The 24,972-nt window shown below is 64.4% G+C and carries 21 protein-coding genes and 1 pseudogene; 13 read left to right on the top strand and 9 right to left on the bottom strand.

The features are described from left to right. Positions 1–169: 169 nt before the first annotated feature. Both ACOCMM_RS10110 and ACOCMM_RS10105 read left to right on the top strand, forming a co-directional pair. Entirely contained in the window at positions 170–4,066 is a 3,897-nt protein-coding gene (locus tag ACOCMM_RS10110; RefSeq protein ID WP_419553028.1) for a fibronectin type III domain-containing protein, read from the top strand. Between the two features lie 351 nt (positions 4,067–4,417). Continuing rightward, positions 4,418–6,812 (top strand): annotated as a pseudogene (locus ACOCMM_RS10105) (sulfatase-like hydrolase/transferase). A gap of 220 nt (positions 6,813–7,032) precedes the next feature. Here ACOCMM_RS10105 and ACOCMM_RS10100 read toward each other — a convergent pair. Then, complete coding sequence (locus tag ACOCMM_RS10100; protein WP_419553027.1) at positions 7,033–8,604, bottom strand: pyridoxal-phosphate dependent enzyme; 1,572 nt, start codon at positions 8,602–8,604, stop codon at positions 7,033–7,035. A gap of 97 nt (positions 8,605–8,701) precedes the next feature. Here ACOCMM_RS10100 and ACOCMM_RS10095 point away from each other — a divergent pair, with 97 nt between their 5' ends. From ACOCMM_RS10095 to ACOCMM_RS10085, 3 genes are all read left to right on the top strand, one after another. After that, positions 8,702–9,697 (top strand): LLM class flavin-dependent oxidoreductase, encoded by a 996-nt coding sequence (locus ACOCMM_RS10095; protein ID WP_419553026.1) that lies wholly within the window; start codon positions 8,702–8,704, stop codon positions 9,695–9,697. Positions 9,698–10,020: 323 nt separating this feature from the next. Then, positions 10,021–10,716 carry a hypothetical protein gene (locus ACOCMM_RS10090; RefSeq protein ID WP_419553025.1) on the top strand — a complete coding sequence of 232 codons (696 nt, stop codon included), beginning with the start codon at positions 10,021–10,023 and terminating at the stop codon, positions 10,714–10,716. A 770-nt stretch (positions 10,717–11,486) separates the two neighbouring features. After that, complete coding sequence (locus tag ACOCMM_RS10085; RefSeq protein WP_419553024.1) at positions 11,487–13,100, top strand: HNH endonuclease signature motif containing protein; 1,614 nt, start codon at positions 11,487–11,489, stop codon at positions 13,098–13,100. Between the two features lie 173 nt (positions 13,101–13,273). Here the strand turns inward: ACOCMM_RS10085 and ACOCMM_RS10080 are convergent, their stop codons facing one another. Genes ACOCMM_RS10080 through ACOCMM_RS10070 form a run of 3 tightly spaced genes read right to left on the bottom strand, consistent with a single transcriptional unit; the run spans position 13,274 to position 15,742 of the window. Next, positions 13,274–14,335 (bottom strand): phosphotransferase family protein, encoded by a 1,062-nt coding sequence (locus tag ACOCMM_RS10080; protein ID WP_419553023.1) that lies wholly within the window; start codon positions 14,333–14,335, stop codon positions 13,274–13,276. Beyond that, positions 14,332–14,757 carry a hypothetical protein gene (locus tag ACOCMM_RS10075; protein ID WP_419553022.1) on the bottom strand — a complete coding sequence of 142 codons (426 nt, stop codon included), beginning with the start codon at positions 14,755–14,757 and terminating at the stop codon, positions 14,332–14,334. Before ACOCMM_RS10075 ends, ACOCMM_RS10080 begins: the two co-directional genes overlap by 4 nt. A 10-nt stretch (positions 14,758–14,767) precedes the next feature. Continuing rightward, on the bottom strand, positions 14,768–15,742 hold the full coding sequence (locus ACOCMM_RS10070; RefSeq protein ID WP_419553021.1) for a DUF7065 domain-containing protein: 975 nt from the start codon (positions 15,740–15,742) through the stop codon (positions 14,768–14,770). Between the two features lie 95 nt (positions 15,743–15,837). Between ACOCMM_RS10070 and ACOCMM_RS10065 the strand changes: the two genes are divergently transcribed. Next, positions 15,838–16,233 carry a VOC family protein gene (locus tag ACOCMM_RS10065; RefSeq protein WP_419553020.1) on the top strand — a complete coding sequence of 132 codons (396 nt, stop codon included), beginning with the start codon at positions 15,838–15,840 and terminating at the stop codon, positions 16,231–16,233. A gap of 155 nt (positions 16,234–16,388) precedes the next feature. Here ACOCMM_RS10065 and ACOCMM_RS10060 read toward each other — a convergent pair whose 3' ends face one another. Further along, entirely contained in the window at positions 16,389–16,619 is a 231-nt protein-coding gene (locus tag ACOCMM_RS10060) for a hypothetical protein (protein WP_419553019.1), read from the bottom strand. 254 nt (positions 16,620–16,873) lie between these two features. On the opposite strand from ACOCMM_RS10060, the gene ACOCMM_RS10055 reads away from it, so the two are divergent. The 6 genes from ACOCMM_RS10055 to ACOCMM_RS10030 all read left to right on the top strand — a co-directional run bounded on the left by ACOCMM_RS10055 (position 16,874) and on the right by ACOCMM_RS10030 (position 22,307). Further along, a complete protein-coding gene (locus ACOCMM_RS10055; RefSeq protein WP_419553018.1) occupies positions 16,874–17,128 on the top strand; it encodes a type II toxin-antitoxin system Phd/YefM family antitoxin in 255 nt (84 codons plus the stop codon). After that, positions 17,121–17,534 (top strand): type II toxin-antitoxin system VapC family toxin, encoded by a 414-nt coding sequence (locus ACOCMM_RS10050; protein WP_419553017.1) that lies wholly within the window; start codon positions 17,121–17,123, stop codon positions 17,532–17,534. Before ACOCMM_RS10055 ends, ACOCMM_RS10050 begins: the two co-directional genes overlap by 8 nt. Before the next feature lie 73 nt (positions 17,535–17,607). Continuing rightward, positions 17,608–18,483 (top strand): phytanoyl-CoA dioxygenase family protein, encoded by an 876-nt coding sequence (locus ACOCMM_RS10045; protein ID WP_419553016.1) that lies wholly within the window; start codon positions 17,608–17,610, stop codon positions 18,481–18,483. 61 nt (positions 18,484–18,544) lie between these two features. Then, positions 18,545–19,837: an aspartate aminotransferase family protein gene (locus ACOCMM_RS10040; RefSeq protein ID WP_419553015.1), complete on the top strand. Its 1,293-nt coding sequence runs from the start codon at positions 18,545–18,547 to the stop codon at positions 19,835–19,837. Beyond that, positions 19,830–20,858, top strand: coding sequence for a phosphotransferase enzyme family protein (locus tag ACOCMM_RS10035; RefSeq protein ID WP_419553014.1), 1,029 nt, complete (start codon positions 19,830–19,832; stop codon positions 20,856–20,858). Before ACOCMM_RS10040 ends, ACOCMM_RS10035 begins: the two co-directional genes overlap by 8 nt. Before the next feature lie 9 nt (positions 20,859–20,867). Further along, positions 20,868–22,307, top strand: coding sequence for an aldehyde dehydrogenase family protein (locus tag ACOCMM_RS10030; RefSeq protein WP_419553013.1), 1,440 nt, complete (start codon positions 20,868–20,870; stop codon positions 22,305–22,307). Positions 22,308–22,327: 20 nt separating this feature from the next. Here ACOCMM_RS10030 and ACOCMM_RS10025 read toward each other — a convergent pair whose 3' ends face one another. The 4 genes from ACOCMM_RS10025 to ACOCMM_RS10010 all read right to left on the bottom strand — a co-directional run bounded on the left by ACOCMM_RS10025 (position 22,328) and on the right by ACOCMM_RS10010 (position 23,730). Then, positions 22,328–22,744: a type II toxin-antitoxin system VapC family toxin gene (locus ACOCMM_RS10025; RefSeq protein ID WP_419553012.1), complete on the bottom strand. Its 417-nt coding sequence runs from the start codon at positions 22,742–22,744 to the stop codon at positions 22,328–22,330. After that, positions 22,741–23,037: a type II toxin-antitoxin system Phd/YefM family antitoxin gene (locus ACOCMM_RS10020; RefSeq protein WP_419553011.1), complete on the bottom strand. Its 297-nt coding sequence runs from the start codon at positions 23,035–23,037 to the stop codon at positions 22,741–22,743. The genes ACOCMM_RS10025 and ACOCMM_RS10020 overlap by 4 nt, the downstream gene beginning before the upstream one ends. A 124-nt stretch (positions 23,038–23,161) precedes the next feature. After that, positions 23,162–23,509: a type II toxin-antitoxin system PemK/MazF family toxin gene (locus ACOCMM_RS10015; protein WP_419553010.1), complete on the bottom strand. Its 348-nt coding sequence runs from the start codon at positions 23,507–23,509 to the stop codon at positions 23,162–23,164. Continuing rightward, positions 23,509–23,730: a ribbon-helix-helix domain-containing protein gene (locus ACOCMM_RS10010; RefSeq protein ID WP_419553009.1), complete on the bottom strand. Its 222-nt coding sequence runs from the start codon at positions 23,728–23,730 to the stop codon at positions 23,509–23,511. The genes ACOCMM_RS10015 and ACOCMM_RS10010 overlap by 1 nt, the downstream gene beginning before the upstream one ends. Before the next feature lie 102 nt (positions 23,731–23,832). Here ACOCMM_RS10010 and ACOCMM_RS10005 point away from each other — a divergent pair, with 102 nt between their 5' ends. Beyond that, on the top strand, positions 23,833–24,903 hold the full coding sequence (locus tag ACOCMM_RS10005; RefSeq protein WP_419553008.1) for a DUF917 domain-containing protein: 1,071 nt from the start codon (positions 23,833–23,835) through the stop codon (positions 24,901–24,903). The last annotated feature ends 69 nt before the right edge of the window (positions 24,904–24,972 follow it).

Below are 24,972 nucleotides of genomic sequence, written 5' to 3'. Positions count from 1 at the left end.
GGAGATGCCATGACACGAGTCGTGGCAAGAACGGATACGTAGCCGGTGTTCCGTGCGGCGGCTTATGTCGTGATCGTCGCGGCGGTGCTTGCTGTCGTCCCCCTCTCCCCCAGTTCGGCATCGACATCTGACGCGTCTCCAACCAACCTCACTGCCACCATCGTCGCCAATGGGATCGCCTTGGAATGGGCTCCCCACCGAGAACGCCGACAGCGTCGACGGCTATGAGATCCTGCGGCGCCGGCCCTATGAGGGCGAGAGCACCTTGGCGGCGCTGGTGGCCGACACCGAGTCCACGGCCACCAGCTACACCGACGCCACCGCCACCGAGGCGGGAGTGCTCTACGTCTACCGGGTCAAGGCCCTGCGCGACGGCGTGAAGAGCCGCTGGTCCAACTTCGTCAGAATCAAGCTACCCCACGACTACGAGCCCAACCCCACGCCCGACCCTGCGCCAGACCCTGCGCCAGACCCTGCGCCAGACCCTGCGGACTTGCGGCCCACCGACCTCACGGTAAGCCTTACGGAGAACGAGGTGGCTCTGTCGTGGGTCGCCCCGGCGGAGCAGGCCGACCGCGTCGACGGCTATGAGATCCTGCGGCGCCGGCCCTATGAGGGCGAGAGCACCTTGGCGGCGCTGGTGGCCGACACCGAGTCCACGGCCACCAGCTACACCGACGCCACCGCCACCGAGGCGGGAGTGCTCTACGTCTACCGGGTCAAGGCCCTGCGCGACGGCGTGAAGAGCCGCTGGTCCAACTTCGTCAGAATCAAGCTACCCCACGACTACCGGCCCAACCCCACGCCGGACCCTGCGCCGGACCCTGCGGACCTGCGGCCCGCGGGCCTCATCGGCGCCAAGGAGTTCGTCAGCGATCCCGACCTGTCGAAGCAGGCGGTTATCGACACCTCCCGGCAGATGGTTCAGACGGACCAGGACCTCTCAGCCCAGGAGTTCAGCACCCTTCAGGCTGCCGGGAACACCGAACCCCGAGGTCTTTGGTCGGACGACACCACCATGTGGGTGCTGGACCACTTGGACAACAAGGTCTACGCCTACAACATGGCCACCAAGGCCAGAGACGCCAACAAGGACTTCGAACTCGACGAGCAGCACAGCGACGGCGGCGGAGGACTGTACGGCAACGGCGGTGCCGGAGGACTGTACGGCAACGCCGACACCCTGTGGGTGTCCGACACCGCAACAGACGCGGTATTGGCCTACACGATCACGGCCGGCAGCTCGTACGGAACCCGCGATACAGGCAAGGACTTCGACCTTGACGCCGACGACAGCCTGAAAGCGCTCGTCATGCCGATGGGCATGTGGTCCGACGACTCAACGATGTGGCTCATCAGCAATATCCGTGAGGACATCTACGCCTACAACATCGGTTCCACTGGAACATTCGGTACCAGAGAGACTGCCAAGGAGTGCAGCCTGACTCCCGAATACTCCAAGCCCAACGGGATGTGGTCCGACGGCAGCACTATCTGGGTAGCCGACAGCGACGAAGACCGCATATTCGCCTACGCACTCGCCCCCAGCGGATGCGGAGCACGCCAACCCCTGCGGGAGATCACCCTTTCCCAGGACAACGGCGACCCCTGGGGCATCTGGTCGAACGGCAGCACCATGTGGGTCGCAGACAGCGACGACGACAAACTGTACGCCTACGTCCTGCCCCCCGCACCCAGCGGCGACGTAACCGGCGTGTCGTTCGTTCACCATGACCTGAACGAGACCGACGTCACCGTAACCATCGCCAACGCCGCTTCCGAATCCAAGACGGTGAACCTCGCCCATTGCCAGTCTCCTTGCACCGACCCGACAGAAGCGGTCGACACAACGGCCACGACGACCACCACCACTGCAACATTCAACCTGACGGGACTCGAAAAGGGCGAGCGGTACACCGTCGACATACAGGTGGATTCAGGAACGGTGGCACACACCGGCTTCAGGTCGCTCCACGAGGACGACGTCATCCAGAAGAACCTCAGAACCCTGCTGGTCGAAGCAAAAGAGGACGACCATCCATGGGTCCGGGAGACCTACAACGGGATGCGCCAACAGCGCGTGATCATTCGCCTAACGAACAGACCCGGCTTTGCTGGGTACGTATCGTCCTCAACAGACACACTCGCCATTGCATGGTTCGCCCGAGAGAATCTTATTACCTTATCCCATGAACTGGCTCATGTCCATACTCTGGGAGGAGCAGCATTCGTCGATGAACCGACCGAGTTCATAGGAGTCGGCTCGGTCTATTTCTCGCAACTCACGTTGGGTGGAACAAACTGCAGACCGCTGGAACTGTACGCGGACACCTTCCCGGCCGTGCTCGGAGTCGATTCAAACAGATTTCGTTCCTCCTATTTCGACGACTGTTCCAACACGGGACGCCTCCCCTCAACCGCAGACGTCGCCGTGCTGACCAGCCTCCTTGACCGAACCTATCCCCCCTGGTTCACAGACAGGTACGAGAACGACAACCTGCGATACAAGACGTCGGACGACGACAGGTACCAGCGCAACTATGACCTAGAGAAGATCTACCGTGACCTAGAAACGCTAAGAAGGCGCTTCCCCTTCACCGACGGACCGAGGGCCGTACGCCTGTTCAAGAATGCCTTCGGCGGCTTTTGCGGTGGCGAGCACACGGAAGGCACCAGAAACCCGTGGCGACACGGCGGCTGCATAGCACAGGCCCCGATAGCCACCGTCGGCGGCGACGGGGCGGGCTATATCACTGTGAGATGGGCCGAACCCCCGTACGACGGAGGTTCGGCGATCACCAAGTATCAGGTGGAATGGCGGTCTCCCGGAGAAGACTTCGATCCCGCTCGGTCGGTCGACCTGGGCCCGTCGGTGCGCCGGCATCGCCTGTCCAGCTTGGCACTTGGGTCAGCCGTGCGGGTCAGTGCCCACAACCCCAACGGCAAGGGCGAGGTGTCGCTCTTGGAAGATGCCGGGAAGCCTGACGTCCCGGCCAACGTGAGTTTCACCGCCGGCGACAAGTTCATCATTGTTGGGTGGCACCGGCCAGCCGGCCGCCCGGGCCGGTACCACGTGCAGTGGAAGACCGAAGACGAGTCATGGGAGCAGTCGTCGCAAGCCACGCTCGACGGCGCGGCCGACCGGTACAAAATCGCTGGGCTCGTCAACAACACGGCCTACGACATCAGGGTCATCGCAGAGAGCCTGCTCGGCACACAGACCATCTCGAACGAGGTGAGGGGCAAGCCGTACTTGATACCCGAGGTGCGGAACCTGGCGTACGCTACCGAGACCGTGACGCACGCCGTCTCCCAGCGATGCCTGATCTGGCAGAACGGCAGCGCGGGACCCTGCGAGGACGATGTCCCGTGGTGGCAGGCCCGGGTAAGGCTCACATGGGACCAACCCGCCGACACCTCGAACATCAGCGTGTACCGCATAGAACGCAAGAACACGGTCATCTGGGTAGGGCCCCGAATCCAGTCCATCGACCGCGATGCCAACACGCTGTCCGTCATCGAGGCCCCCGACATCGACGTCACCGAAACCGCCTTCGTGGATGTCGGCCGGTACGGCTCGGGAATCTTCTTCAGCGGGTTCCCCGGCGAGGACCGCTACGGTCCCTACACCTACCGGGTCACGAGCCTCGGCCCGCTGGGCGAGCCCGGGAACACCGCCGAGGTCATACTCGAGCGGCGACCCCAAGGTCCGGGCAGACCCACCAACATGACGGCCGCCGTCCGGGCCGCAAGAGACAGCGCCCACGACGTGACCCTCTCGTGGGACCCGCCTGACGACGGCGCCGCTGTTACCGGATACCGGGTCTACCGCTACTCCCGCAAGCAGTTCACCGAGGTCGGCTGGCAAAGGTTCGGCGACCCCATCGCCGAGCTTGGACCAGATCAAACTGGCTACACCGATGCCGCGGTCCCCGGGATCATCAGCGAACGCATCAACTACACCTACACCGTTCGGGCCGTCAAAGACGGCCATTCGGGACTGCGTTCAAGCCTAATCAAGCTGAGCCGAGGTCTCTACTCGGTCGACATCGCCATCGGCTCGTGACGTCCAGTCGGCGTTGAGAGCACCCACCCACAGAAACGAACGGAGGTCCGAACATGAAGACAATCGGAGCTAGGAAGATCGGGATAATAGCCGTGCTGACGCTGGGGCTCATAGGTGTCGGAATACCGCCGACATCCGCCCAAGGCGACACAACCCACTGAGGAGCTGCTGTGGTCGGCCGACGTGCAAGTGGAACAGCTCGCCTCGGTTTCCATCGGTGCAGCAACGTCTGAACAATTCACAAATATCAGGGGCAGCTTGGGGCTTCAGGTACGGAGTTTCTTCTATCACATCCCCGGGCGCGCGCTTCGCTTGAGGTTCGCGACTGGCGTGCCGGGCGAAGCTGACTTGATGCTGCAAGTCGGCGACGACTTGGAGCTTCCATTTCAGGCCGGGCATCCCAGCTATGCCTGGCAAGATGTGGACATTGACTGGGCAGCCGGCCAGACCATTGCAGTACGCATCGTCTCGGCTGGAGGTCCCAACACCCGGGCGACGGGTGAGCCGACGATCAGCGGCACAGCCCAGGTGAACGAGACGCTGACGGCGGGCACCGCGGGCATCGCCGACGCCGACGGGCTGGAAGATGTCGAGTTCACCTACCAGTGGGTCACCAACGGAACGAGCGCCTACGCGGAAATCAAGGATGCGACCTCGAAGACCTACACCGTGGCTGCTGGCGATGTCGGCAAGGCCATCAAGGTGCGGGTGAGCTTCACCGACGACGCCGGCTACAAGGAATCCCTCATCAGCGCGGCGTCGGCGGTCGTCGTTGTCGCTCTCAACATTTTGCCCGCCGGGCTGCCTGCGGTCAGCGGCACGCCTGCGGTGAACGAGACGCTGACGGCGGACACGTCGGCCATCTCCGACGCCGACGGACTCGAGGACGTCTCCTACCGCTACCAGTGGATACGCAACGACGGGTCCGACGACACCGACATCGCAGGCGAGACCTCCAAGACCTACACCGTGACGGCTGGCGATGTCGGCAACACGATCAAGGTGCGGGTGAGCTTCACCGACGACGCCGGCTACGACGAATCGCTCATCAGCGCGGCGTCGGCGGTCGTGGCGGGGTCTGCTCCTACAGCATCGCCTGGGGCGTTGCAAGTCAGCACAGGGGCGAGCCAGGAGCTGATCGTCTCTTGGGAGGCGCCCCCGGATGGGCCGCCAGCAACGGGTTACAAAGTGCAGTGGAAATCTGGTGCAGAGGAGTTCGACGGGTCGGCGACTTCAACTCGGCAGGCCGTGCTCACTGGCATTTCTGCGCTGACCTACGCCATCACTGGGCTGACGGACGGCACCGAGTACTCAGTGCGAGTCATCGCATACAACGCATCCGGGGACGGACCCGCTTCGGCTGAAGAAACCGCCACCCCTCGACTGCCGAATGTCGTCATCATTTTCGTGGACGACATGGGATACGAAGATGTCAGCTTCAACGGCGCGACCCAGATCCAGACAACGAACCTGGACCGTCTCGCCAGCGAAGGGGTGACCTTCACCAACGCCTATGTAACATCGCCTGTGTGCAGCCCTTCGAGGTCGGGGCTGCTCACTGGACGTTACCCGGCGCGATTCGGCATGGAGGCCAACCTCGCCTATAATCCGTATGATCAATCGCTGGGGCTGCCCGTGACGGAGACGCTCGCCACGGAATACCTCCAAGCCGTCGGCTACCATACAGGTATAGTCGGGAAGTGGCATCTGGGCGCGGCGCAAAAAATTAAATCCCCTCAAGCGCGGATTTGACTACTTCTACGGCATGTTAGCAGGCGGTCACAACTATAAAAAGATCGACGCCAGCGCAACCCAGGACACGTATCTGGCTCCGCTGTTCGAGAACACAGACACGGCATCCTTCACTGGATACTTGACTGATGCGCTCACTGACAAGGCCATAGAATTCGTCAATGAAGACAGGACGCAGCCCTTCTTCTTGTATCTTCCCTACAACGCCCCGCACGCTCCGTACCAAGCACCCAAAGACTTGGTAGACAAGTACTCGCACATCACGAACACCAAGAGACGCACCTATTTGGCGATGGTGGACTCAATTGACCAGAATGTGGGGCGCTTGCTGGAGGCTCTGGAGCAATCAGGCGAACGCGACAATACCATCATCTTCTTTCTCAGTGACCACGGTGGTCTTGAAAACGGGCCGATGGACAATGGCGACCTCCGCGATAGCAAGGGATCGCTCTATGAGGGCGGGCTTCGAGTTCCCCTCGTAGCCTCGTGGCCCCGAAGGTGGCCGCAGGGACAGGAATATGACCCCATGGTCATCAGCCTCGACATTACCGCCACTGTACTGAGCCTCGCCAAGGCCACCGTCACTGATACATCGCGCCCCATAGACGGGGTGAACCTCGATCCGTACCTGCGAGGAGACCAAGCAGGCTCTCCGCATGAGGCACTCTATTGGCGCAAATCGACGCCGGATAACGACATCAGGGTCGTTCGATCAGGCGACATGAAGCTCATCCAGAAAGGAAGCGCATCGCCCCAACTTTTCGACTTGTCAACGGACATCGGCGAACAGAATGACTTGTTCGCGAGCCAAAGGACAACGGCGAGGAGATTGGCTGCGCTCTGGAATACGTGGAATCAGGCAAACACCAAGGGCTCGTATATTTGGGGAATCGTGAATTATGAGACGGAACTCAAGGAATTGCTCGAGGAACATAAGCAGGAGCGAGAGAATTGGGTAAACGGGCAGACACGACAGAGAATAGTAGTCCGATAAGCAGACAATGCAGAGCTTAGGTACGCTCTTTCGGCATCAAACTGCGCACATGTAGGTAAGTGAATTGAGCCGCCTGATACAGCGTTGGGGTCGGGCAAGCTGTTCCGTCAAATCGACGGGCAGGCGGTCGATGCTGACGTGGTTCTGGGCCATGGCGTCGCGGTCGTGCACCGTCACCGCATCGTTGTCGAGGGGCTCGAAGTCGATCGCACCGCAATGGCTACACGAAGGTGGCAGAGACCTCGTCGTTGAGATCGTTGATCATCTCGTCCCAGAGTCGGGGAAGACCCCGCAGCGAGTCCCAGAATGCCTGGTCGCGGCGGGCTTCGAAGTCCTCCAAGGGGACGCCCTGCTGCTCGACCCAGGTGTAGTAGCCGAGGTTGAAGATGCGGTCGCGGCCCCGGTCCGTCAGCACCTCAATGTGGGGGGCATGGCCGCTGCGGGCGTCTGGTGCCAGGTGACGCTCGAGGATGCTGCGGGCAGCGCCCGCATCGAAGCTGCCTGCGTGCCGTTCGACGAGATGGCGGTCTCGCTCGGAGTAGTACATCTCGAATCCGTCAGTGGCGACGGTCATGACGACGTCGTCGGGCCCGAGTCCCAGCTCGTTCGCAGCACGAGCGGCCGCCAGCGTGTTGCAGATCGACGAATAGCCGAAATGCCCGAGCTCGTCGAGCACCCACGACGACGCCCCGAGATGCTCACGGAGTGCGTCACGGCCGGCCTCGGTGTTGAACACCAGTCCGAGCCCGTCGGTTGCCCGGTCGCTGACGCCGACGATGACGTCGGTGTTGGTGACGTTGTGGATGAGCGGGATGTGCTTGTCGCCGATGCCCTGGATGTTGTGCTCGCCATAGCCGTTGTAGAGCATGGTCGGGCACTCGAGCGCCTCGACCGCCACGATCTGAGCACCGTGGGTGTCCTTGAGCCGGTCGCCGGCGCCGAGCGTGCCCGCCGAGCCGCTGGCCGCGACGAATGCCGCCAGATTCGGCTCGCTCCCCTCAGGCGTTGCCTGGCGCAGATGCTCGAAGACCGCCAGCAGCGCGGCACCGGTCACCTCGTAGTGGCCGATGTGATTCGAGAACTCGCTGAACTGGTTCAGGATGAAGTTCGTCGGATCCTGCTCCAATTCTGCGCAGGCGTCGTAGATCTCTTTGACGTTGCTCTCCGAGCCGGGCGTGCGAATCACGTCGGCAGGGTCGGCGACCCAGTCGGCCAGCCAGTCGAATCGTTCACGGCTCATGTTCTCGGGCAGCACGGCGACGCCTCGGCAGCCCATGATCCGGCTGATAGCCACGCCTCCCCGTGCGTAATTGCCAGTCGAGGGCCACACGGCACGGTGGCGCACGGGGTCGAACTGGCCCGAGACCACTCGCGGCGCGAGGCAGGAATACGCAGCGAGCACCTTGTGCGCGCCGATCATGGGGAACCGGTTGCCGAACAGCACCACGACCTTCGCGTCTGTTCCGGTCAGCTCGCTGGGGAGCACGACGTGTTCGGGCACCTCGGTCCGCCCGCCGGCACCGTCGTTGAACCAGTGGACCCGGAACAGGTTCAGCGGATCGGCAAAATCTTGATCGACCGTAGTGAGCGCCTCGTCGATGTCGGGATCGATGAGCGAGGGATCGGCGAGTTCGGCGAAAGTCGGCAGCCGGATGCCTTGTTCCCGAAACCGCTCGACAATGTGAGCTCGGCCACCGGCGTCGGTGACCTCGGTGGCCAACTGGGCGGCATAGCTGGTGGGAAATGGACCGGCGGCACCGGAAGGGGTGCCCGTGGAGGTGCAGGAGACCATCGGGATCTGAGGCTATGTTCCGCGGACAGCGCCTGACGCCCGCGGGGACTTCCGCAGCGGGGCGCATTGGACGGCCCGGATCGATGGCGGTGAACCGATGACTTCAACACGCGTTGCGCTGTACCTGCAAGACGCCCACCCGATCGGTGAGGCAATGGGCTTTGCGCAGTACGCCGAGGAACGCGGTTTCGAGGCCGTGTGGCAGGCCGACTCTCGGCTGGTGCGCGAGGCCAGCGTGCCGATGGCAGCGTTCGCTGCAACGACCTCCCGTATCAAGGTGGGAGCAGGCGTCATCGACATCTGGTCGCGCAACGCCGCACGGCTGGCGTCGATGTTCTCCACGCTCGACGACCTCGCGCCGGGTCGCATCATCTGCGGTCTGGGCGCGTGGTGGGACCCGCTCGCCGCGAAGGTCGGCATCAGCAGGGCCCGCCCGCTCGGCGCGATGCGAGAGGTCACCACCGTGGTGCGGGCGCTGCTCGCCAACGAGAACGTCACCTTTCACGGCGATCACGTCCACCTCGACGACGTCGAACTCGACTACGTGTACCAAGAGCGGCGGCCCAAAGACGTGCCGATCTACATCGGCGCCACAGGCATGAAGATGATGGAGCTGTGCGGCGAGATCGCCGACGGCGTCGTGCTGAACTACCTGGTCTCGCCTGACTACAACAGCCGTGCCATGGAGGCGCTCGAACGGGGCGCCGAATCAGCCGGCCGCAGCGTCGACGATCTCGACCGCCCCCAGCTGGTGGTGTGCTCGGTGCACGAAGACCGCTCAACGGCGCTCGACATGGCCCGCAACATGGTCACCCAGTACCTGGGCCAGCAGCCCCACATCATGAAGGCCTCGGGCGTACCCGAATCGCTGCTCGAAGAAGTCGGCAAGGTACTGACGTGGCCAGCCACGGCCGAACAAGTCGAAGCAGCGTCACAACTCGTTCCCGACGACATCGTCCAGATGCTCACTGCCTCGGGCACGCCTGCGGAGGCTCGCGAGGCCGTCGACGGCTACTTGGCCAACGGTGCCACCTGCCCGATCCTGTACCCCCTCGGCGACGTCGAGGCCATGATCGACGCCTTCGCTGCCTGAGCCCGCGCGGGCAGGTGACCAGCAGCGTCACGGCATCCCCGGCGCTCGGGGAATCAATTCGCCCAAGCTCACCTACCCGCTCAGCTCTTGAGAGGCCGCGCGATTGGGTGTGTCCGCTGCGGAGGCGGCAGGGTCCTCTGCTCCAGCAATTCAGCGGGTTGCAACGTCGCGGAGTTTTCTGCCGTCTCCGCAGCTATGACGTCTGTGCCTCTCCGCCGACGCTCTGAGACTGGGGCCGCATGACCTGGGAGGGTGAAGACATGAGCGGCTCGTGTCAAAGGTGCCGAGCATTGTCGTCGGGCGGTCCAGTGGGGAGTTTGCCGATGCGCGTTCGAGGTCGACGTTGGGTTTCTGCTCTGTTGGCGTTGGTGCTCGCGGTGCCGTTGGTGCTGCCCGCTGCGGCAGGTGCCCAAATCGGGCGTGCATTTCTCGGCGGTGCGGAGCCGTGGACCGAGTCGGACTGTGATGATGATGCACCGATCGTGGTCGGCTCTGACGCGGCTGCGCAGTCCGACATCTACAGTGCCGTCACCCTCGCAGGGGTGGTCGGCACTGGCTGTGTGGTCCTCGCTGGGCCACGCGACGGCGCGATGCCCGCTGCTCAGCAGGCACGTCTCGACGCTGCTGCCGATGGCGGGTTCGTGCTGGGCGGCATTGCCGCGGTGCCCACCAACAAGCTCGTCGGTCGTGACATGACACGTCTCGGGGGCGCTACCCGCTGGGAGACAGCGCAGCTCGTCGGACGACGCGCCAGCGGCGACACCACCGCCGGAACAAGCAGCTCAACCGAGCCGTCCGGTGTCGAACCCGAGGAGACCGGGACCGAAGAAGAAGAAGAGCCGAATCCTGTACCACCAAGCCCCGCTTGGCTTGCAAGGTTTCAAGAGATAGAAGCCCTCTCAAGAGGGGGCGGGAGTATCCAAGTCATAGAGGAGATGATCAGTGATCATATCGGCAATGGGTGTGTTTTTGATGTCCGACAAGGTACATGTCAGGGTCTGTCAGGCGCAGAGACATGAGCTTTGGAGGCCCTGAGGGCATGCCCTAGGGCCCGGTCTCTCGTTTACGATGATCAACTCTTGTGCTTCCATCCGTTGCATGAGGATTATGACCAAAGAGCTGCGTATCACGGCCCGAGTGAAGCAAGTACAGAAGTCGTATATCCTCCATACTGAGGCTCAACCCGTCACCTCCCGCGCCTTCCGCTCCCTCTTCCTGATAGGCCAGGAAGGAGCGAGTACGGTGCAGATTGGCCAGTGTGACAAAGTGCTGAGACCCGATGATCTTGGCCGTGAATTCTCATATATCTTGTGACAACGTCGTCATCGACCGATTGTGAACGCCTTGTCCCCAGTTGGGTCTTCCTGTGAAGGTCTTGCCATTTGACGGTGCCCGGACCGTTGTCAGTATTCGGTATGCAAGACCAACGCCGAGCTAGAACTTCAGGAATTCAGGTGACCAGTGTCTCGGTCAATCCTCTCTGTATTGGAAGGAAGAGACCGGCGTTCTTGACGCTGGTGAACCCGGTCTACCTCGCTGCGAGCAGGCCACGCATTACGCAGTAAAATCGTTGTCCCAACGCGGCAATCGACGAGAAAGGCTGAGAGAGCCTGGTTCCACTTATTGGCCGACTTGTTGCCGAGCGGTTTCGCTGTCTCGAATCGGCGGTATCGGTCCTTTGCCAGCGGCCTTCTCTCGATATGTTTCTCGTACATGCGGTGCAGATATATCCCGAAACTCGTGGCTGTTTTTGCGTGTGATTGGTGCGGTACATGTGTATGCTATTTTCATGTTCGCCGACCTGTTGTACCGGCTCGACGCCGACGGCTCGGAACCTTCCGAGGCCGGGTTCGACGCTGCAGGTGCCGAGTCGGCGTGGCCGGACCCGACGGCCATTTGGCGCTTCGACGACTCGCACCACGGCTCGCGGTACGGCTGGGCCGATACGGCTGGGTCGCCGGGCGATGCTGGCGGCACGGCCGGTTCTGTAGTTGCGCGGGACGGTTCGCTGCGGGACGGTGGGTTGCGGGACGGTGGGTTGCGGTGCAGTGGTAGCGGTGCGGTGCCCGAGCCCTCGGCCGGTTGTGTCGACACTGCCGCAGCTGGGTGCGGCCTTGATGAGAGCGACGGCTTGGCGTCGTTGGGTTACGGCGATCTGAAAGATCTCGTGGTCGAGCTGGCTGGCGAGCGGGCGCGCATCGAGGGCCGTTATCTGGCCGCGGTGGGCGAGTTCGCGTCCCGCAACGGGGCGCAATCGGCGGCGTACGTGTTGCGTGACCAGACGCGTCTGAACGCGTCGCAGGCACGCACCGAGGCCCGTCTGGCCGAGAGCCTCGTCACCGAGGGCATGACAGCGACGCTCGACGCGTTGCAGGCCGGTGAGATCGGGATGTCTCATGCGAAGGTGATCGCCCGCGAGGCGCCCAAGAAGCATCGTCGCAGCGAAGCGGAGTTCATCGAGCTGTGTCGGGCCTATCCCTCCGACACGGTGGCCCGCCACCCGCTCGCCTATCAGAGCCAGCAGGTGTTCGCCGATCTCGACGCCGAAGCCGCCGCCGAGAATCTCGGCCCGATCGACGCGGAGCTTGCACAGCAGCGTGCGCAGCGTTGGGGGTCGATGAAGCTGGGCGACGACGGCATGTGGCATCTCAACGGCAAGTTCGACTTCCTCGCCGGACGCCAGGTCAACATCGCCCTGCAGGCCATGGCGCGGTCGCTGCGACGCCGCGCGGAGAACGCCGACGACACTCCCAACGACGGCGACGCCACCGACCACAACGCGACCGGCAACGGTCTCGCCGCGGGCCTCCCCGACCCGAACGACGGCACCGATGCTGGCGGCGCTGGGGTTGTGCCGACGCGTGCGCAGCTCACCGCGGACGCGATCAGCGACCTCATCGCCGGCACAGCCAACATCCGTCGGCGCAACACAAGCCTGGTGATCATTGCGGACTACGACATGGTCAACGACCGACTCGTCAACCCTCGCCTCGATGACGGCACCCCATTGTCAGCCAAGATGCTCGTCGACCACGCGGTCGACGCCAACGTGCTGCCCGCAATGTTCAAATCGGACTGGTCCGAACTTGCCTTGGGGCGCACCCGCAACGCCAACGACGCCCAACGGCTCATCCTCGCAATGCGCGACCAGGGCTGCATCGGCTGCGACCTCACTTCCGAGCACACCGAGGCTCACCACATCGACTACTACGAGAACGGTGGCCACACCGAGGTACCGAATCTCGCATCGCTGTGCTTTGACTGCCATGCCGACCTCCACCAACACGGTCGCCGGATCGACACACCACCCGACGGAAAACCCCGCCTGCAACCACCCGAACCCCAAGGCACCGGACCGCCCAACCGGGCACCCACAGCTCCCGCCGCCTCCCGTAGCCCATAGACACGCCTCAGGACGCACACCCCGCGGCCAGCGAACCCGTCTGCTAGCACTCGCTCCGAGGCACCGGACCGCCCGAAGACGTCCTCACGCATTCGCCGCTTGACAAGGGAGCGACGGACAGGCCCGTTCCAGCACCCGACAGCACCGGCCGAAGCAGCCAGTCCGGGGGCCGCCTAGTAGCCCAGTTCGGTCGCCGCGCGTTCGAGCGCCACGGTGACTGACCAGTGGGTGCGCGCCAGGCGCAGATCGTTGTTCGAGCCGTCGGCGTACAGACCAGCAGCGCTCATCCAGAACGCCGCTGAGCGCATGGCGTAGAGGAGCTGGTAGTAGGCGCAGCGCTCGGGGTCGATCTCGATGCCGGTGGCCTGCTGGTAGCGCTCGAAGAACAGTTCCCGGGGCACGACATTCGAGAGCAGGTCGGTGCCCTCCCGATTGAGCTCGGTCAGCATGTAGGCCACGTCGTACATGGGGTCGCCGATGACCTGCAGCTCCCAGTCGAGAATCGCCGACACCTGGTCGTCGTGGATCAGGACATTGCCGGTTCGATATGCGCCATGCACGAGCGTGAGCTGCTCAGTCGTCGGCGCGTTGTGCTTCAGCCAGCCGATCAGGTCAGCGAGGATCGGATGGCCCGGATGTCCGGAGTCGTCGATGAGCGCCTGCCACTTGGCGATCTCGCGCAGAGCGAAATCGTTGCCCTGGCCTGGGACACCGAGGAAATCGAGACCCACCCCCCGCCAGTCGACGTTGTGCACCGCCGCCAGGGCATCGGTGAAGCTCGCCGGCAGCACGCCGCGCCCGGCCGCCGCGGCGTAGTACTCACGGCCCGCCCGGCGCCACGGGCTTGGGCACTCGCCGCCAACTCTCTCCATGACGATGGCGGGGGCTCCGAGCACCGCAGGATCGGCCTCGTACCAGTACGCCCGAGGTGCAGGGACGTCGGTGGACTCGAGGCACCGCAAGACTCGGAATTGCTCGGCGAGGTCAGATTGCTCTCGCAGCAGTGCATTGCCGGGATCCCGACGCAGGCAGAAGCCCTGTCGCTGCTCTCCGACACTGTCAGCCCACACCGCCTCGAAGAGCCACGTCTCGTGAGACCAGCCCACAGCGATGCGCTCCGGGTTCACGATGTCGACTGGGCCGCTCGCTCCGAGGCGCTCCTGCAGGTACTCGCCGAGTACGCCCGACAGGTCTTGTTCCCCGGACCCGAGGTCGCGGTCCCCCGCCGCGGTCACCGCGCGATATCCATGCGTCGGTCAATATCCCGGCGGAGCATCTGCCGGATGGCCGCCAGCGCCGAAGCCGCTTCGGGCCGTTCGGGCCCCCACTGGTACACGGCGTCGATGACGTCCGACGCTGCCGCAATCGACACTTGGGTGCGCATACGAGCGACGGCGTCCCGAATCTCGGAAGGGACGTCGGTCGTGGCATCCGCTCCGGCAAGCAGCGTGTCGAGTTCGTCCGACAATGCGGCGACGTCGCCGGACTCAGCGGCGCCATGCTCGCTCCCGAGCCGGGCCTGCTTCGCAAGTCGCTGGAGAATCACTGCCGCCATGAACGCCTGCGTCCGGGCGTACTCGTCGCTGACCGCTGGTGCGATGTCGCTGTGCACCGTGTCAGCCAGCCGTGACAGCAGCTCGTGGTCCTCGGGGCTCACGACGCGGGTCTCATCGTCGGGACCCGAGAAGCGACCAGTCACTGCTGCGCTTGGCTGCAGCGAACCGATGCACGGGCCACATGTCCTGATCTTCGCCCCACCAGGTGCCGATGCCGTCGACCTCCCACCGAATCAGGCTGTTGATGTCGATGAAGCTGTGGCGGTTGATCACGATTCGGCTGACCGAGCGTCCCGAAGCCACGAATTGCGCTCCCGAGGCATCGACGGCATTGATGTGCAATTCGGTCACCCATCCATCGGGATCACGCACGACGGTCCGTTCGCCATCGACGAGGCTGACTTGTGAGTCTCCGTGCTGGACGAATCCGTAGGCCACTCGGTCGGTGCCGTCGCGAGTGTTGGTGACAGCCAGGAAGCCCGAGCCGTCATCACCAGCACCGGTCACGTAGGCCGCCTGGCGTGGACGATCTTCTGGCCGCCGCCCCCACGTTCGGTCGCGCATCGACCAGCAGTCGATTTCGATGGCTTCGCCGTGGAGATCGATGGTCCCAGTCACCCTGCCGATCTGGTCGAAGTGCGCCGAGTGGCCGAACGTCGAGCCCCCCGCCGTGAGCGGCCGCGGCGGCAGTACGGCCTCATAGCGCAAATCGGCCGTGAATCGGCCCGGGTCGTCGTAGCCGAGCCGGTACGCCATCGTGGGAGTCTCGACACGGACGCTCACACCGTTCGGCAGCGTCGCATCGCGCAGGTCGAGTTCTGGCGGCAGCCGCAGAGCGGTGAGATTGGAGCTGTAGGGCACTTCCCAGGGCAGGTGCGCTGTGGCGTCCCACACCCATGCCCCGCCTGAGATCGTGCCGATGTTGTGGCGCGCCAAGGTGTAGAGCCATCCCCCGAGGGCTCGTTCGCGTTGATGGAACGAGAACCACGCTGTCTCGGTGAACCACCAGTCGTCGCCCCTCATATGCGCGTGGAAGCCGTCGTCGTCGGGTGTGAAGACGGGGACGCTGTCGGAGGGCTGACTCACCTGGCGCAGCGTAGAACGACCCGCTGGGTCGGCACCGGGTGCACGGGTGAGTGGCGCTGCAGCGGGCGCAATGCTCGATCGCCGATACTGGCGTTGTGGCAGCGGTTCAGGGACTCGATCACATCGTGCTCAACGTCACCGACGCCGAGCGCTCGCTGGCCTGGTACCGGGACCGGCTGGGACTCATACCGGTTCGGTACGACGAATGGCAGGCGGGCGAGGCGCCGTTCCCCTCAGTGCGCATCGACGAGGGCACCATCATCGACCTCGTGGAGACTGTTCGCAGCGGCGAGAATCTCGGGCACTTCGCCCTGTGGATCTCTGGCGATGCCGAAGAGATTGCTGCACATCCAGACGTCGAGGTCGTCCGACGTTCGCCACGGGTCTACGGAGCACGTGGCTGGGGCTCGGCCGTCTATGTCCACGATCCCGACGGCAACGAGGTCGAACTGCGCACGTACGGCCCCACTGAACCGCTGAACGGCGTCTAACAGTGAGTTTCGGTAAATTCTGTTGCTTTAACTTCTCGCGACTGTTGTCATGCGGCCATGGCATCGACAAGCAGACACCGACACACGCACGGCACCCCAGGCGATGACCAATGACGGGGGCGATGGACGCGTTGCTCGCCGTTGGGGTACCAAAATCAGCACTCGTCGTCGGGTCCGTGCTCGTCACGATGCTCAGCATCGGAGGCCAGTTCGAACTGCTCCGCCGCTACCGCCGCCAGGTCACGCGTAACAAGGCGGAGCTGCGGGCGCTCCGCCAACATTTGACGGACTTCAAGCGCGAAGTAGATGCAGATCTCGCGCGCATGCAGGCGGAGGTGGACGCGCATGTCGTGTGGAGCGAGGCCAGCAGCCGGTTCCTGCATCACGGCCTGGTGGCAATCTCGCAAAGGAGCAGTTCGAGCGGGTCTACGGCCCATCGCGCCTGCGTCACCGAGCACCGGGGCACCCACGGTCGCCGAGCAGCGTCGTCCACGTGGCGACCGATTCGCCAGACTTCTCGGGCCATTCACCTCCGCCGTGACCTATGCCGGTGAGGTATCACCAGCCCACGGAGGGAGCCGTGCCGGCGGCGGTCCTGCCACTGGGCCCACACTGTAGCAAGCCGTGCTACACTGGCCTGGTGGAACGTGAGATCAGTCAGCGCGAACTCCGCAATGACAGCGGGAAGATCATGCGCTCTGTCGGGATGGGCGAGTCGTTCATCGTCACCAGCAACGGCGAGCCGGTAGCGCGCCTGTCCCCTGTAGGTCGCCGCCTTTTTGTGCCCGCCCACGAGGTGCTCGACGCATTCAAGGGCGCGCCGCAGATCGACTACGCAGAGTTGCGAGCCGACCTCGACGCAATCATCGACCAAGACCCCTGGCCTCGTGCTTGAATCGCCGCAGTCCGCGATCGGATTGCTCGACACCTCGGTCGTGGTCGACTTGCGGAGTCTCGACACGGCGGCCCTGCCAGCGGTGCATGCCATCAGCGCCATCACACTCGCAGAACTGGCAGTCGGCCCACCCGTCGCGCCGAATACAACCGAGCGAGCCGCGCGACAACAATTTCTCCAGCACGTCGAAGCCACTTTTCACCCCATCGCATTCGATGTTGACGCTGCTCGGGCATACGGTCGGGTTGCGGCGACGGTCGCGGCCGCGGGCCGCAAGCCCCGCGGTAGCCGTGCGGTCGATCTGCTTATTGCCGCCACCGCGATGGCTCATGGACTGCCCTTGTACACGCGCAATCCCGACGACTTCGTGGGCTTGGAGCATCTCATCGAGATCGTCGCCGTCTGAACTGTGTATCGGCGGTGCGGTAGCCCGTGAGACGAGTCCGGCGGCCCATCCCGCCGACGCGTACTGTTGCGGCATGGCTGAGCTTGCACGATTCACGCTGGACAGCAACGAAGACGAGATTGCCGAAGTGGTGCGGATCGACGGCGGCGCCATCATCGAGGACGCCATCGATCTGCACATGGTGGAGCGGCTCGAGACCGAGTTACGGCCATGGATCGACAAGACACCCGGCGGGCTCGACAACTTCTCCGGCCACAACACCACCCGTACAGGAGCGCTGGTAGCTCGCTCGGCGGCGTGCCGTGAGCTGGTGATGCACGACAAGATCATCAGCATGGCCAACCGGTTCCTGGGCCCCTACACCAACAAGATCCAGCTGCACCTGACCCAGGTCATCAACATCAAGCCGGGCCAGGGCACCCAGCCGCTGCATCGAGACCGCTTGGCCTGGGGCGGCTACATCCCGGATCAGATCGAGCCGCAGTTCAACACCATGTGGGCGCTCACCGATTTCACCGACGAGAACGGCGGCACTCGGATCGTTCCGGGAAGCCCTGGTTGGGACGAAGAACGCCGGGCCACCGATGACGAGAAGACCCAGGCTGCGATGGGTGCCGGGTCAGTATTGCTGTACTCGGGCTCGGTGATCCACGGCGGGGGCGAGAACCGCAGCGACGCTGACCGCGCCGGCGTCAATATCACCTACACGCTCGGCTGGCTGCGCACCGAGGAGAATCAGTTCCTGTCCTGCCCGCCCGAGGTCGCCAAGGACCTTGATCCGGAGCTGGCAGATCTGATGGGGTACTCGATGGGCAACTACGCCCTCGGCTACTACTCGGAGCCGCATGGCATGCCGGGGCCAGTCGACCTGCTCACACCGGAGATCGTGCTGGGGCGCAAGCCGAGTTCCAAGCACTCCAACTCTGCGCTCCTGACGCCCCAGGAGTGAACTCGCCGCTGCGCGCTGCACTGCCCGCGCCCGCGGGCTGCGATGCCTGGGGTGCGTGCGCATGAATTCGACATCGAGCCTGCCGCTGCAAGCTCGGCGGGATCAAGCGCTGGGCGCCGGCGCGCCGCTCTTCTATTCCGAGCCGCTGCACATCGTGCGGGGCGACGGGGTCGAGCTGTTCGACGCAGACGGCCGCCGCTACATCGACATGTACAACAACGTGCCCTGCGTGGGGCATGGCAACGCACGTGTTGCCGAGGCGATGGCCGCCCAGCAGGCCACGCTGAACGTGCACAGCCGGTATCTGCACGAGGGCATTGTCAGCTTCGCCGAACGACTCGTAGGCCTGCATGCCGACGGAATCGAGAGCGCCGTCATCAGCTGCAGCGGCACCGAGGCCGTCGAGGTGGCGCTGCGGATGGCGCGGCTGGCAACGGGCCGGCGGGGTGTGATCGCTACTGATGCCACCTACCACGGCAATACCGAGGCGGTCATCGCGCTGACGCTGGCGGCGAGGCGGCCCGATGAGCACCCTGATATTGCGACGATTCCGTTCCCCCAGCGCTTCCGGCCCATCACCGACGGGCTTGACGACGACGAGCTCGCCGACGCCTATCTGGAAGAGCTCGCTGCTGCCATCGATCACTTGGAGGCATCGGGACAGGGGGTCGCGGCGATCATTCTGTGCTCGATCCTGGCCAACGAGGGCCTGCCGGACATCCCCGGCGACTTCATGGCGGAGGCTGCCCAGATGGTCCGCGACGCGGGCGGCCTGGTCATCTCTGACGAAGTGCAGGCCGGCTACTGCCGGACCGGCCGCTGGTGGGGCTACGAGGTCACACGATTCGAGCCGGACATCGCAGTGATGGGCAAGCCGATGGGCAACGGCCTGCCGTTGTCGGCGACGGTCGCCAGCCGTGAGCTTGTCGAAGGATTCCGTGCGGGCACCCGGCACTTCAACACCTTCGCCGCCAGTCCCCTGCAGGCCGCCGTGGGCCACGCAGTCATCGACGAGATCGAAGACCGCGGCCTCGCGACGAGCGTCACCAAGATCGGCGCTGATCTGAAGGCTGCTCTGGCCGAGCGGGCCCAAGGGTGCCCCTGGATCGGCGACGTTCGCGGGCACGGGCTGTTCATCGGCGTGGAGATGGTGGTGCCCGGTGATGACCTGGCGCCCGACCGTGCCCGAGCGGTGGAGGTCACCGACCGGCTGAAAGACCGGGGCATTCTGGCGTCGAACGCCGGCGCGTTCGCCAACGTGCTGAAGCTCCGGCCGCCGCTCGCGCTGCAGCAGTCCCACGCAGACCAGTTCTTGGCAGCATTCGACGCTGTGCTGGCGGACCTCGATGGTTGACGGGGCTGCGGCCCCGTACGAATCGCCGGCCCGCGAGGCGCTCCGAGCGTTCGGCCTGGATTCGGCACGCCTGCAACTGATCGGCATCAGCGAGAACGTCACGTTTCGCGCTGACGACGATCGCTCACCTCAGGCCTACGTTCTGCGATTGCACCGGCCCGGCTACCACACCGTCGACGAACTCAATTCCGAACGCGTGTGGCTGGAGGCGCTGCGGGGCAGCGGCATTTCCGTGCCGACGCCGGTTGGGGCGCCCGACGGCCGTTACTTCGTACCCGTCGAAATCGACGAAGAGGAGACACGACAGGTCGGCCTCAACCGCTGGGCACCGGGAGAGATCGTCGGTGAGCTGCTCACTGCGCACGACAAGAGCGCCGACGCAACAGAACCGGCCGAGATCACCGAGCCGTTCGGGCAGCTCGGTGGCCTGATGGCAGCGATGCACAACCAGGCGGCCAACTGGACACCGCCGTCATCGTTCCGGCGCCACCGCTTGGACTTGGACGGCTTGCTGGGCGATGCACCCTTCTGGGGCCCATTCTGGGAGAACCCGGTGCTCGATGGGCGCGAGCGGGACCTGCTGATTACGGCCCGCGATCATTGCCGGGAACGGCTTCGTCGCTATGGCGAGCCGCGCCGGACCTTCAGCATGATTCATGCCGATCTGCACCTGGCAAACCTGCTCACCCACAACGGGCAGCTCAGCGTGATCGATTTCGACGACGCTGGCTTCGGGTGGCACCAGTACGACATCGCTGTGGCCATGTTCCATTCGAGAGGTACGGCGGATTTTCGGGCTGGCCGGCAGGCGTTCCTGCACAGCTACCGAACAGTCCGCCCCATCAGCGATGACGACTTGGCGCTCGTGCCGATGTTCGAGCTCATCCGCGGCATGGCGATCCTCGGCTGGAGAGCCCAGCGGCCCGAGGTCCCGTGGCCCGACGGCCAACTCGAGATGTTCCGCGAGGGCGTCGTCTCTGGTTGCGAGCGCCTGCTCAGCGGTTCAACGGCCTCGGCCTAGGGTGCGCAGATGCATCAGCTCATTGGGGGCGAGCGGCGCATCGGCCGCAGCATCACTGCGCTTGCCGTCGTCGAGCCCGCCACTGGTGCCGTGCTTGCTGAAGTTGACACAGCGTCGCTCGCAGACATCGACGATGCCGTCGCCGGTGCGAACGAAGCTGCGAACGAGCTGGAGTGCCTGAGCTTCTTTGACCGGGCCGAGCTGCTGCATGCTGCGGCGGGGTGCATCGAGGCGGCAGCGGGACCGCACGCTGAGCAATTGGCTCGCGAGAGCGGCAAGCCACTCACAGCAGAGGCTGCCGACGAGTTGGACGAGTCGGCCGAGATTTTCCGGTTGGCCGCCGAGGAGATCAAACGGCTCGAGACACACGTTCTGCCGAGCGTCGACCCGCGCAAGCGAGTGTTCACCCACCGCAAGCCGAACGGCGTCTACGCCTTGGTCACGCCGTGGAACTTCCCGATGAACATCCCCGCAGAACTGCTCGCGGCCGCGCTCGCCGCAGGGAATCCAGCGGTGATCAAACCATCCGAGAACGCCCCGCTCTCCGCGCTGGCGCTCGCCGAGGCCGTCGCTGAAGCGGGGTTCCCGCCCGGGGCTGTGTCGGTGGTGATGGGCCGCGGCGAGGTGGGAGAGGCCTTGGTCTCGCACCCGGGCGTGGACGGCGTCGGATTCGTGGGCTCGCAGGCGACCGCTGAGGCAATCGTGGCTGCCGCGGGCATGAAGCGCACGATCATCGAAGCGTCAGGCAACGGGCCGCAGATCGTGTTCGACGACGCCGACCTCGCCGCTGCTGCCGACGCCGCGGTGTTCGGCGCCCATTTCGTGTCTGGACAGTGCTGTGTTGCGACCGAGCGCCTGCTGGTGCACAACTCGATCCACGACGAACTGGTCGCGCTGGTCATGGAACGCGCCGAAGGCGTCACGCTTGGCGATCCGCTCGAAGACACCACGTTGATGGGCCCGCTCAACAACGAGGCGGTCGCAGCTCGCATGGATGCCCATGTGGCCGATGCCCAAGCCCAGGGTGCCCAAGTGCTGCTGGGCGGCGCCCGCGAGGCCGACCGTCCGACCGGCTTGTTCTACGAGCTCACGGTGATCGACGACGTCATACCGACCATGGATGTCTTTCGCGACGAGACGTTCGGTCCGGTAGTGCCCATTACCGAGTTCGAATCCGATGACGAAGCGTTCGCCCTCGCCAACGACTCCGACCTCGGCTTGCAGGCGTCGGTGTTCACGGCGTCGCTGGCCCGTGCATACCGGGCGGTCGACGAGCTGCGCACTGGCACCGTGCTGGTCAACGAGGGAACCGCATTCTGGGAACAGCACCCGCCCTTCGGCGGCGCCTCACGCACCGGAACCGGCTGGGGCCGCATCGGCGGGAAGTACACGATCCTGGACATGACCGACCTGCGCACCGCCATCATCGACACGGGCGATCGCGGCTGACCCTCATTCCTCCGGTGGGATCAGACTCGAGGATCGAGCAGCGTTACGAGGCTTGATCGGTCACCCCAGGCCGCGATCTCACGGTCGGCGGTGGCGAGGCGGAATCCGCCGACGATTGCGGTGGCCACGATGATGCGGTCGGCCGGGTCACCATGAAAGCCCTCGTCACCCAGTTCGACGGATCGAAGAGCGATTTCATCGTCAACGGGCACAGATACCAGACCGTCAGCCACCAACCGCTGCCGCAACGCCTGCAGCGGCTGGCTGAGTTCAAGTCGGCCAGCAGCACGCAGCTGCGCCAGTTCCCAGAACGTGAACGCCGACACGGCGACCTCGCCGTGCTCCCACGCCTCCTGAATCCGGTTCCGGGCCAATTCGCCGAGGCGCGACACAGCCGCGACGAGCCACACCAGCACATGGGTATCGAGGAGGATCACTGCTGCGATGATCGATCGGGGTCCAGGACCCGATCCGGATTGCTGACGACCTCCCAGTCGCCAGCCGGAACCGCGGGTGCGACAAGGTCGTCAAGAGCCCGGATGTGCTCCTTGTAGCGCCCCCACATCTGAGGAACCGACCGGCTCGCGGGCACGAGTCGCGAAACCGCCCGGCCGCGCTTGGTGATGACAATCTCGATCCCGGTCTCGTTGACCTCGTCCATCAAGGCGAGGCAGCGGTTCTTGAATTCACCAGCAGGAATTGTCCGTTCACCGGCCCCGCCTAGGGACATCCGACTACCTCCGCACATCAATCGCCGTGTCCATTGTAGCCATAGCCAGTAGCCATAGCTATAAATATCGAATGAGACCCCCTGCGACGCCACTAGAACAACTGATCGACACCGGTCAAGCGTCCTAGAGGTCGAGGTGGAGGCGAAGGGCATCGTCGAGTCGCTCTATGAGTTCGAACGGCAGCACACCGATGGGGCGCCCAACACGCTGCACTGACACCGATCGGACGTGTTCTGCTTGGACCTTGGAATCCGATGCCAGTCCAGTGTCCGAGGCCTCTGCGAGCACCTGAAACGGGAGGATCTTGTCGGTGTGAGAAGTCAGCGGCACCACTACGACTACCCCTCGTCCCGTGATCCCCGCACCTGCGTTCGCGGCATCGTTGCTCACGATGACTGCGGGACGTCGGCGGGCTGCCTCAGAATCCAAGGCGGGACCGAAGTCGACAATTCGGATCTCGCCGCGTCGCATCAGTCAGTCTCAAGACCATCGCCTGCGACCGTGTCCCAGAGCTCAGCATCTTCATCGGACCACTCCTCGAATGCCGCGACGTAATCGAGCACGAGGTTGGAGGTTCGCAAGAGGCGGATCCCACGCCGGATCGCCGCTGAACGAGAGGGCAGCTGATGCGCTTCTGTGTATGCATCGAGCGTTGCGACGTCCTCGTCAGGAATGCTCACGCTGATCTTCATACCAAAATCCTACCTGGGTAGGAAAATGGTTTTCGCAGATCGGAATGGCGGCGCGGGGTAGCGTCGGCGGTTGCTGCGTCGGCGGGCGGCAGGAGGGGCGCTGTGTGGGAGATCACCGAGCCTGATCTGGCGCCGATTGCGTTGGGGGCAGCTGTGCTGGGCACTGGTGGCGGTGGGAACCCCTACCTCGGGCGACTACGGGTCCTCCAAGTGCTGCGAACCGGAGGGCGGGTGCGGGTCATCGAGCCCGACGAGATTGCTGACGACGACTTGCTGGTGGCCGTCGGGGGCATGGGTTCGCCGATGGTCAGCCACGAAAAGCTCGCTGGCGGCGAAGAGGAGACCGTGGCGGCCCGGGCACTCGAGCGCCACTTGGGGCGGAAGTTCGACGCGATCGCCCCGTTCGAGATGGGCGGCAGCAACTCGATGGTGCCGATGGTGGTGGCTGCCGCGATGGACATTCCCATCGTGAACGGCGACGGCATGGGGCGGGCCTTCCCCGAACTGCAGATGATCACCTACCTGATCTACGGCGGGAGCCCCTACCCCGCCGCCATTGCCGATGAACGTGGCAGCCAGGTCGTCATTGCCGAAGTGCCCGACGCCAAATGGCTTGAGCGCATTGCCCGGGCCGCCACTGTCGAGATGGGTGCGCACACCGGGCTGGCATCAGCCGTCATGGACGGCGCCTACTGCCGTCGCTCGATCATCCCCAACACACTGCGGCTGGCCAGCGAAATCGGGCACGCAGTGCATCACGCCCGTGAAGTCAAGGACGATCCGGCAGAGGCGATCCTGGGCGTCGCAGGTGGCATGCGGTACCTGCGCGGCAAGGTCACCGACGTGCATCGGCGCAACGCAGCTGGTTTCGCGCGCGGTCAGATGACCGTGGCGGGAACCGGCGACGACGCCGGCCGCACCATCCGCATCGACTTTCAGAACGAGAATCTCGCCATCTACGAAGACGACGAGCCCAAGGTGATGGTGCCCGACCTCATCACGCTGGTTACGACCGACACCGGCGAACCGATCACGACCGAGCTGCTTCGTTTCGGCGTGCGGGCAGACGTGCTGGTGCTCCCAGCGCCTGACCTGCTGCGCACGCCCGAGGCGCTGGACGTCGTCGGACCGCACGCCTTTGGCATCGACGCCGACTACGTCCCCGCCGTCTGAGGGGCCACCAAAGTGGCAGTTGATATGCCAACAATGTGGCAGTTGAAACACCAACAACGTGGCAGTTCT

It is taken from the genome of Candidatus Poriferisodalis sp., from assembly GCF_965198245.1.
In the GTDB taxonomy this organism is placed as follows: domain Bacteria; phylum Actinomycetota; class Acidimicrobiia; order Acidimicrobiales; family Poriferisodalaceae; genus Poriferisodalis.
This window is presented reverse-complemented; position numbering and strand designations above follow the sequence as displayed.

Bases quoted from the DNA above. Each gene is read 5' to 3' on its own strand.
- ACOCMM_RS10090 (WP_419553025.1), top strand. From the start codon at position 10,021: ATGCGCGTTCGAGGTCGACGTTGGGTTTCTGCTCTGTTGGCGTTGGTG.
- ACOCMM_RS10100 (WP_419553027.1), bottom strand. From the start codon at position 8,604: ATGGTCTCCTGCACCTCCACGGGCACCCCTTCCGGTGCCGCCGGTCCA.
- ACOCMM_RS10040 (WP_419553015.1), top strand. From the start codon at position 18,545: ATGAATTCGACATCGAGCCTGCCGCTGCAAGCTCGGCGGGATCAAGCG.
- ACOCMM_RS10015 (WP_419553010.1), bottom strand. From the start codon at position 23,509: ATGCGACGCGGCGAGATCCGAATTGTCGACTTCGGTCCCGCCTTGGAT.
- ACOCMM_RS10110 (WP_419553028.1), top strand. From the start codon at position 170: ATGGGATCGCCTTGGAATGGGCTCCCCACCGAGAACGCCGACAGCGTC.
- ACOCMM_RS10010 (WP_419553009.1), bottom strand. From the start codon at position 23,730: ATGAAGATCAGCGTGAGCATTCCTGACGAGGACGTCGCAACGCTCGAT.
- ACOCMM_RS10030 (WP_419553013.1), top strand. From the start codon at position 20,868: ATGCATCAGCTCATTGGGGGCGAGCGGCGCATCGGCCGCAGCATCACT.
- ACOCMM_RS10095 (WP_419553026.1), top strand. From the start codon at position 8,702: ATGACTTCAACACGCGTTGCGCTGTACCTGCAAGACGCCCACCCGATC.
- ACOCMM_RS10045 (WP_419553016.1), top strand. From the start codon at position 17,608: ATGGCTGAGCTTGCACGATTCACGCTGGACAGCAACGAAGACGAGATT.
- ACOCMM_RS10085 (WP_419553024.1), top strand. From the start codon at position 11,487: ATGTTCGCCGACCTGTTGTACCGGCTCGACGCCGACGGCTCGGAACCT.
- ACOCMM_RS10035 (WP_419553014.1), top strand. From the start codon at position 19,830: ATGGTTGACGGGGCTGCGGCCCCGTACGAATCGCCGGCCCGCGAGGCG.
- ACOCMM_RS10020 (WP_419553011.1), bottom strand. From the start codon at position 23,037: ATGTCCCTAGGCGGGGCCGGTGAACGGACAATTCCTGCTGGTGAATTC.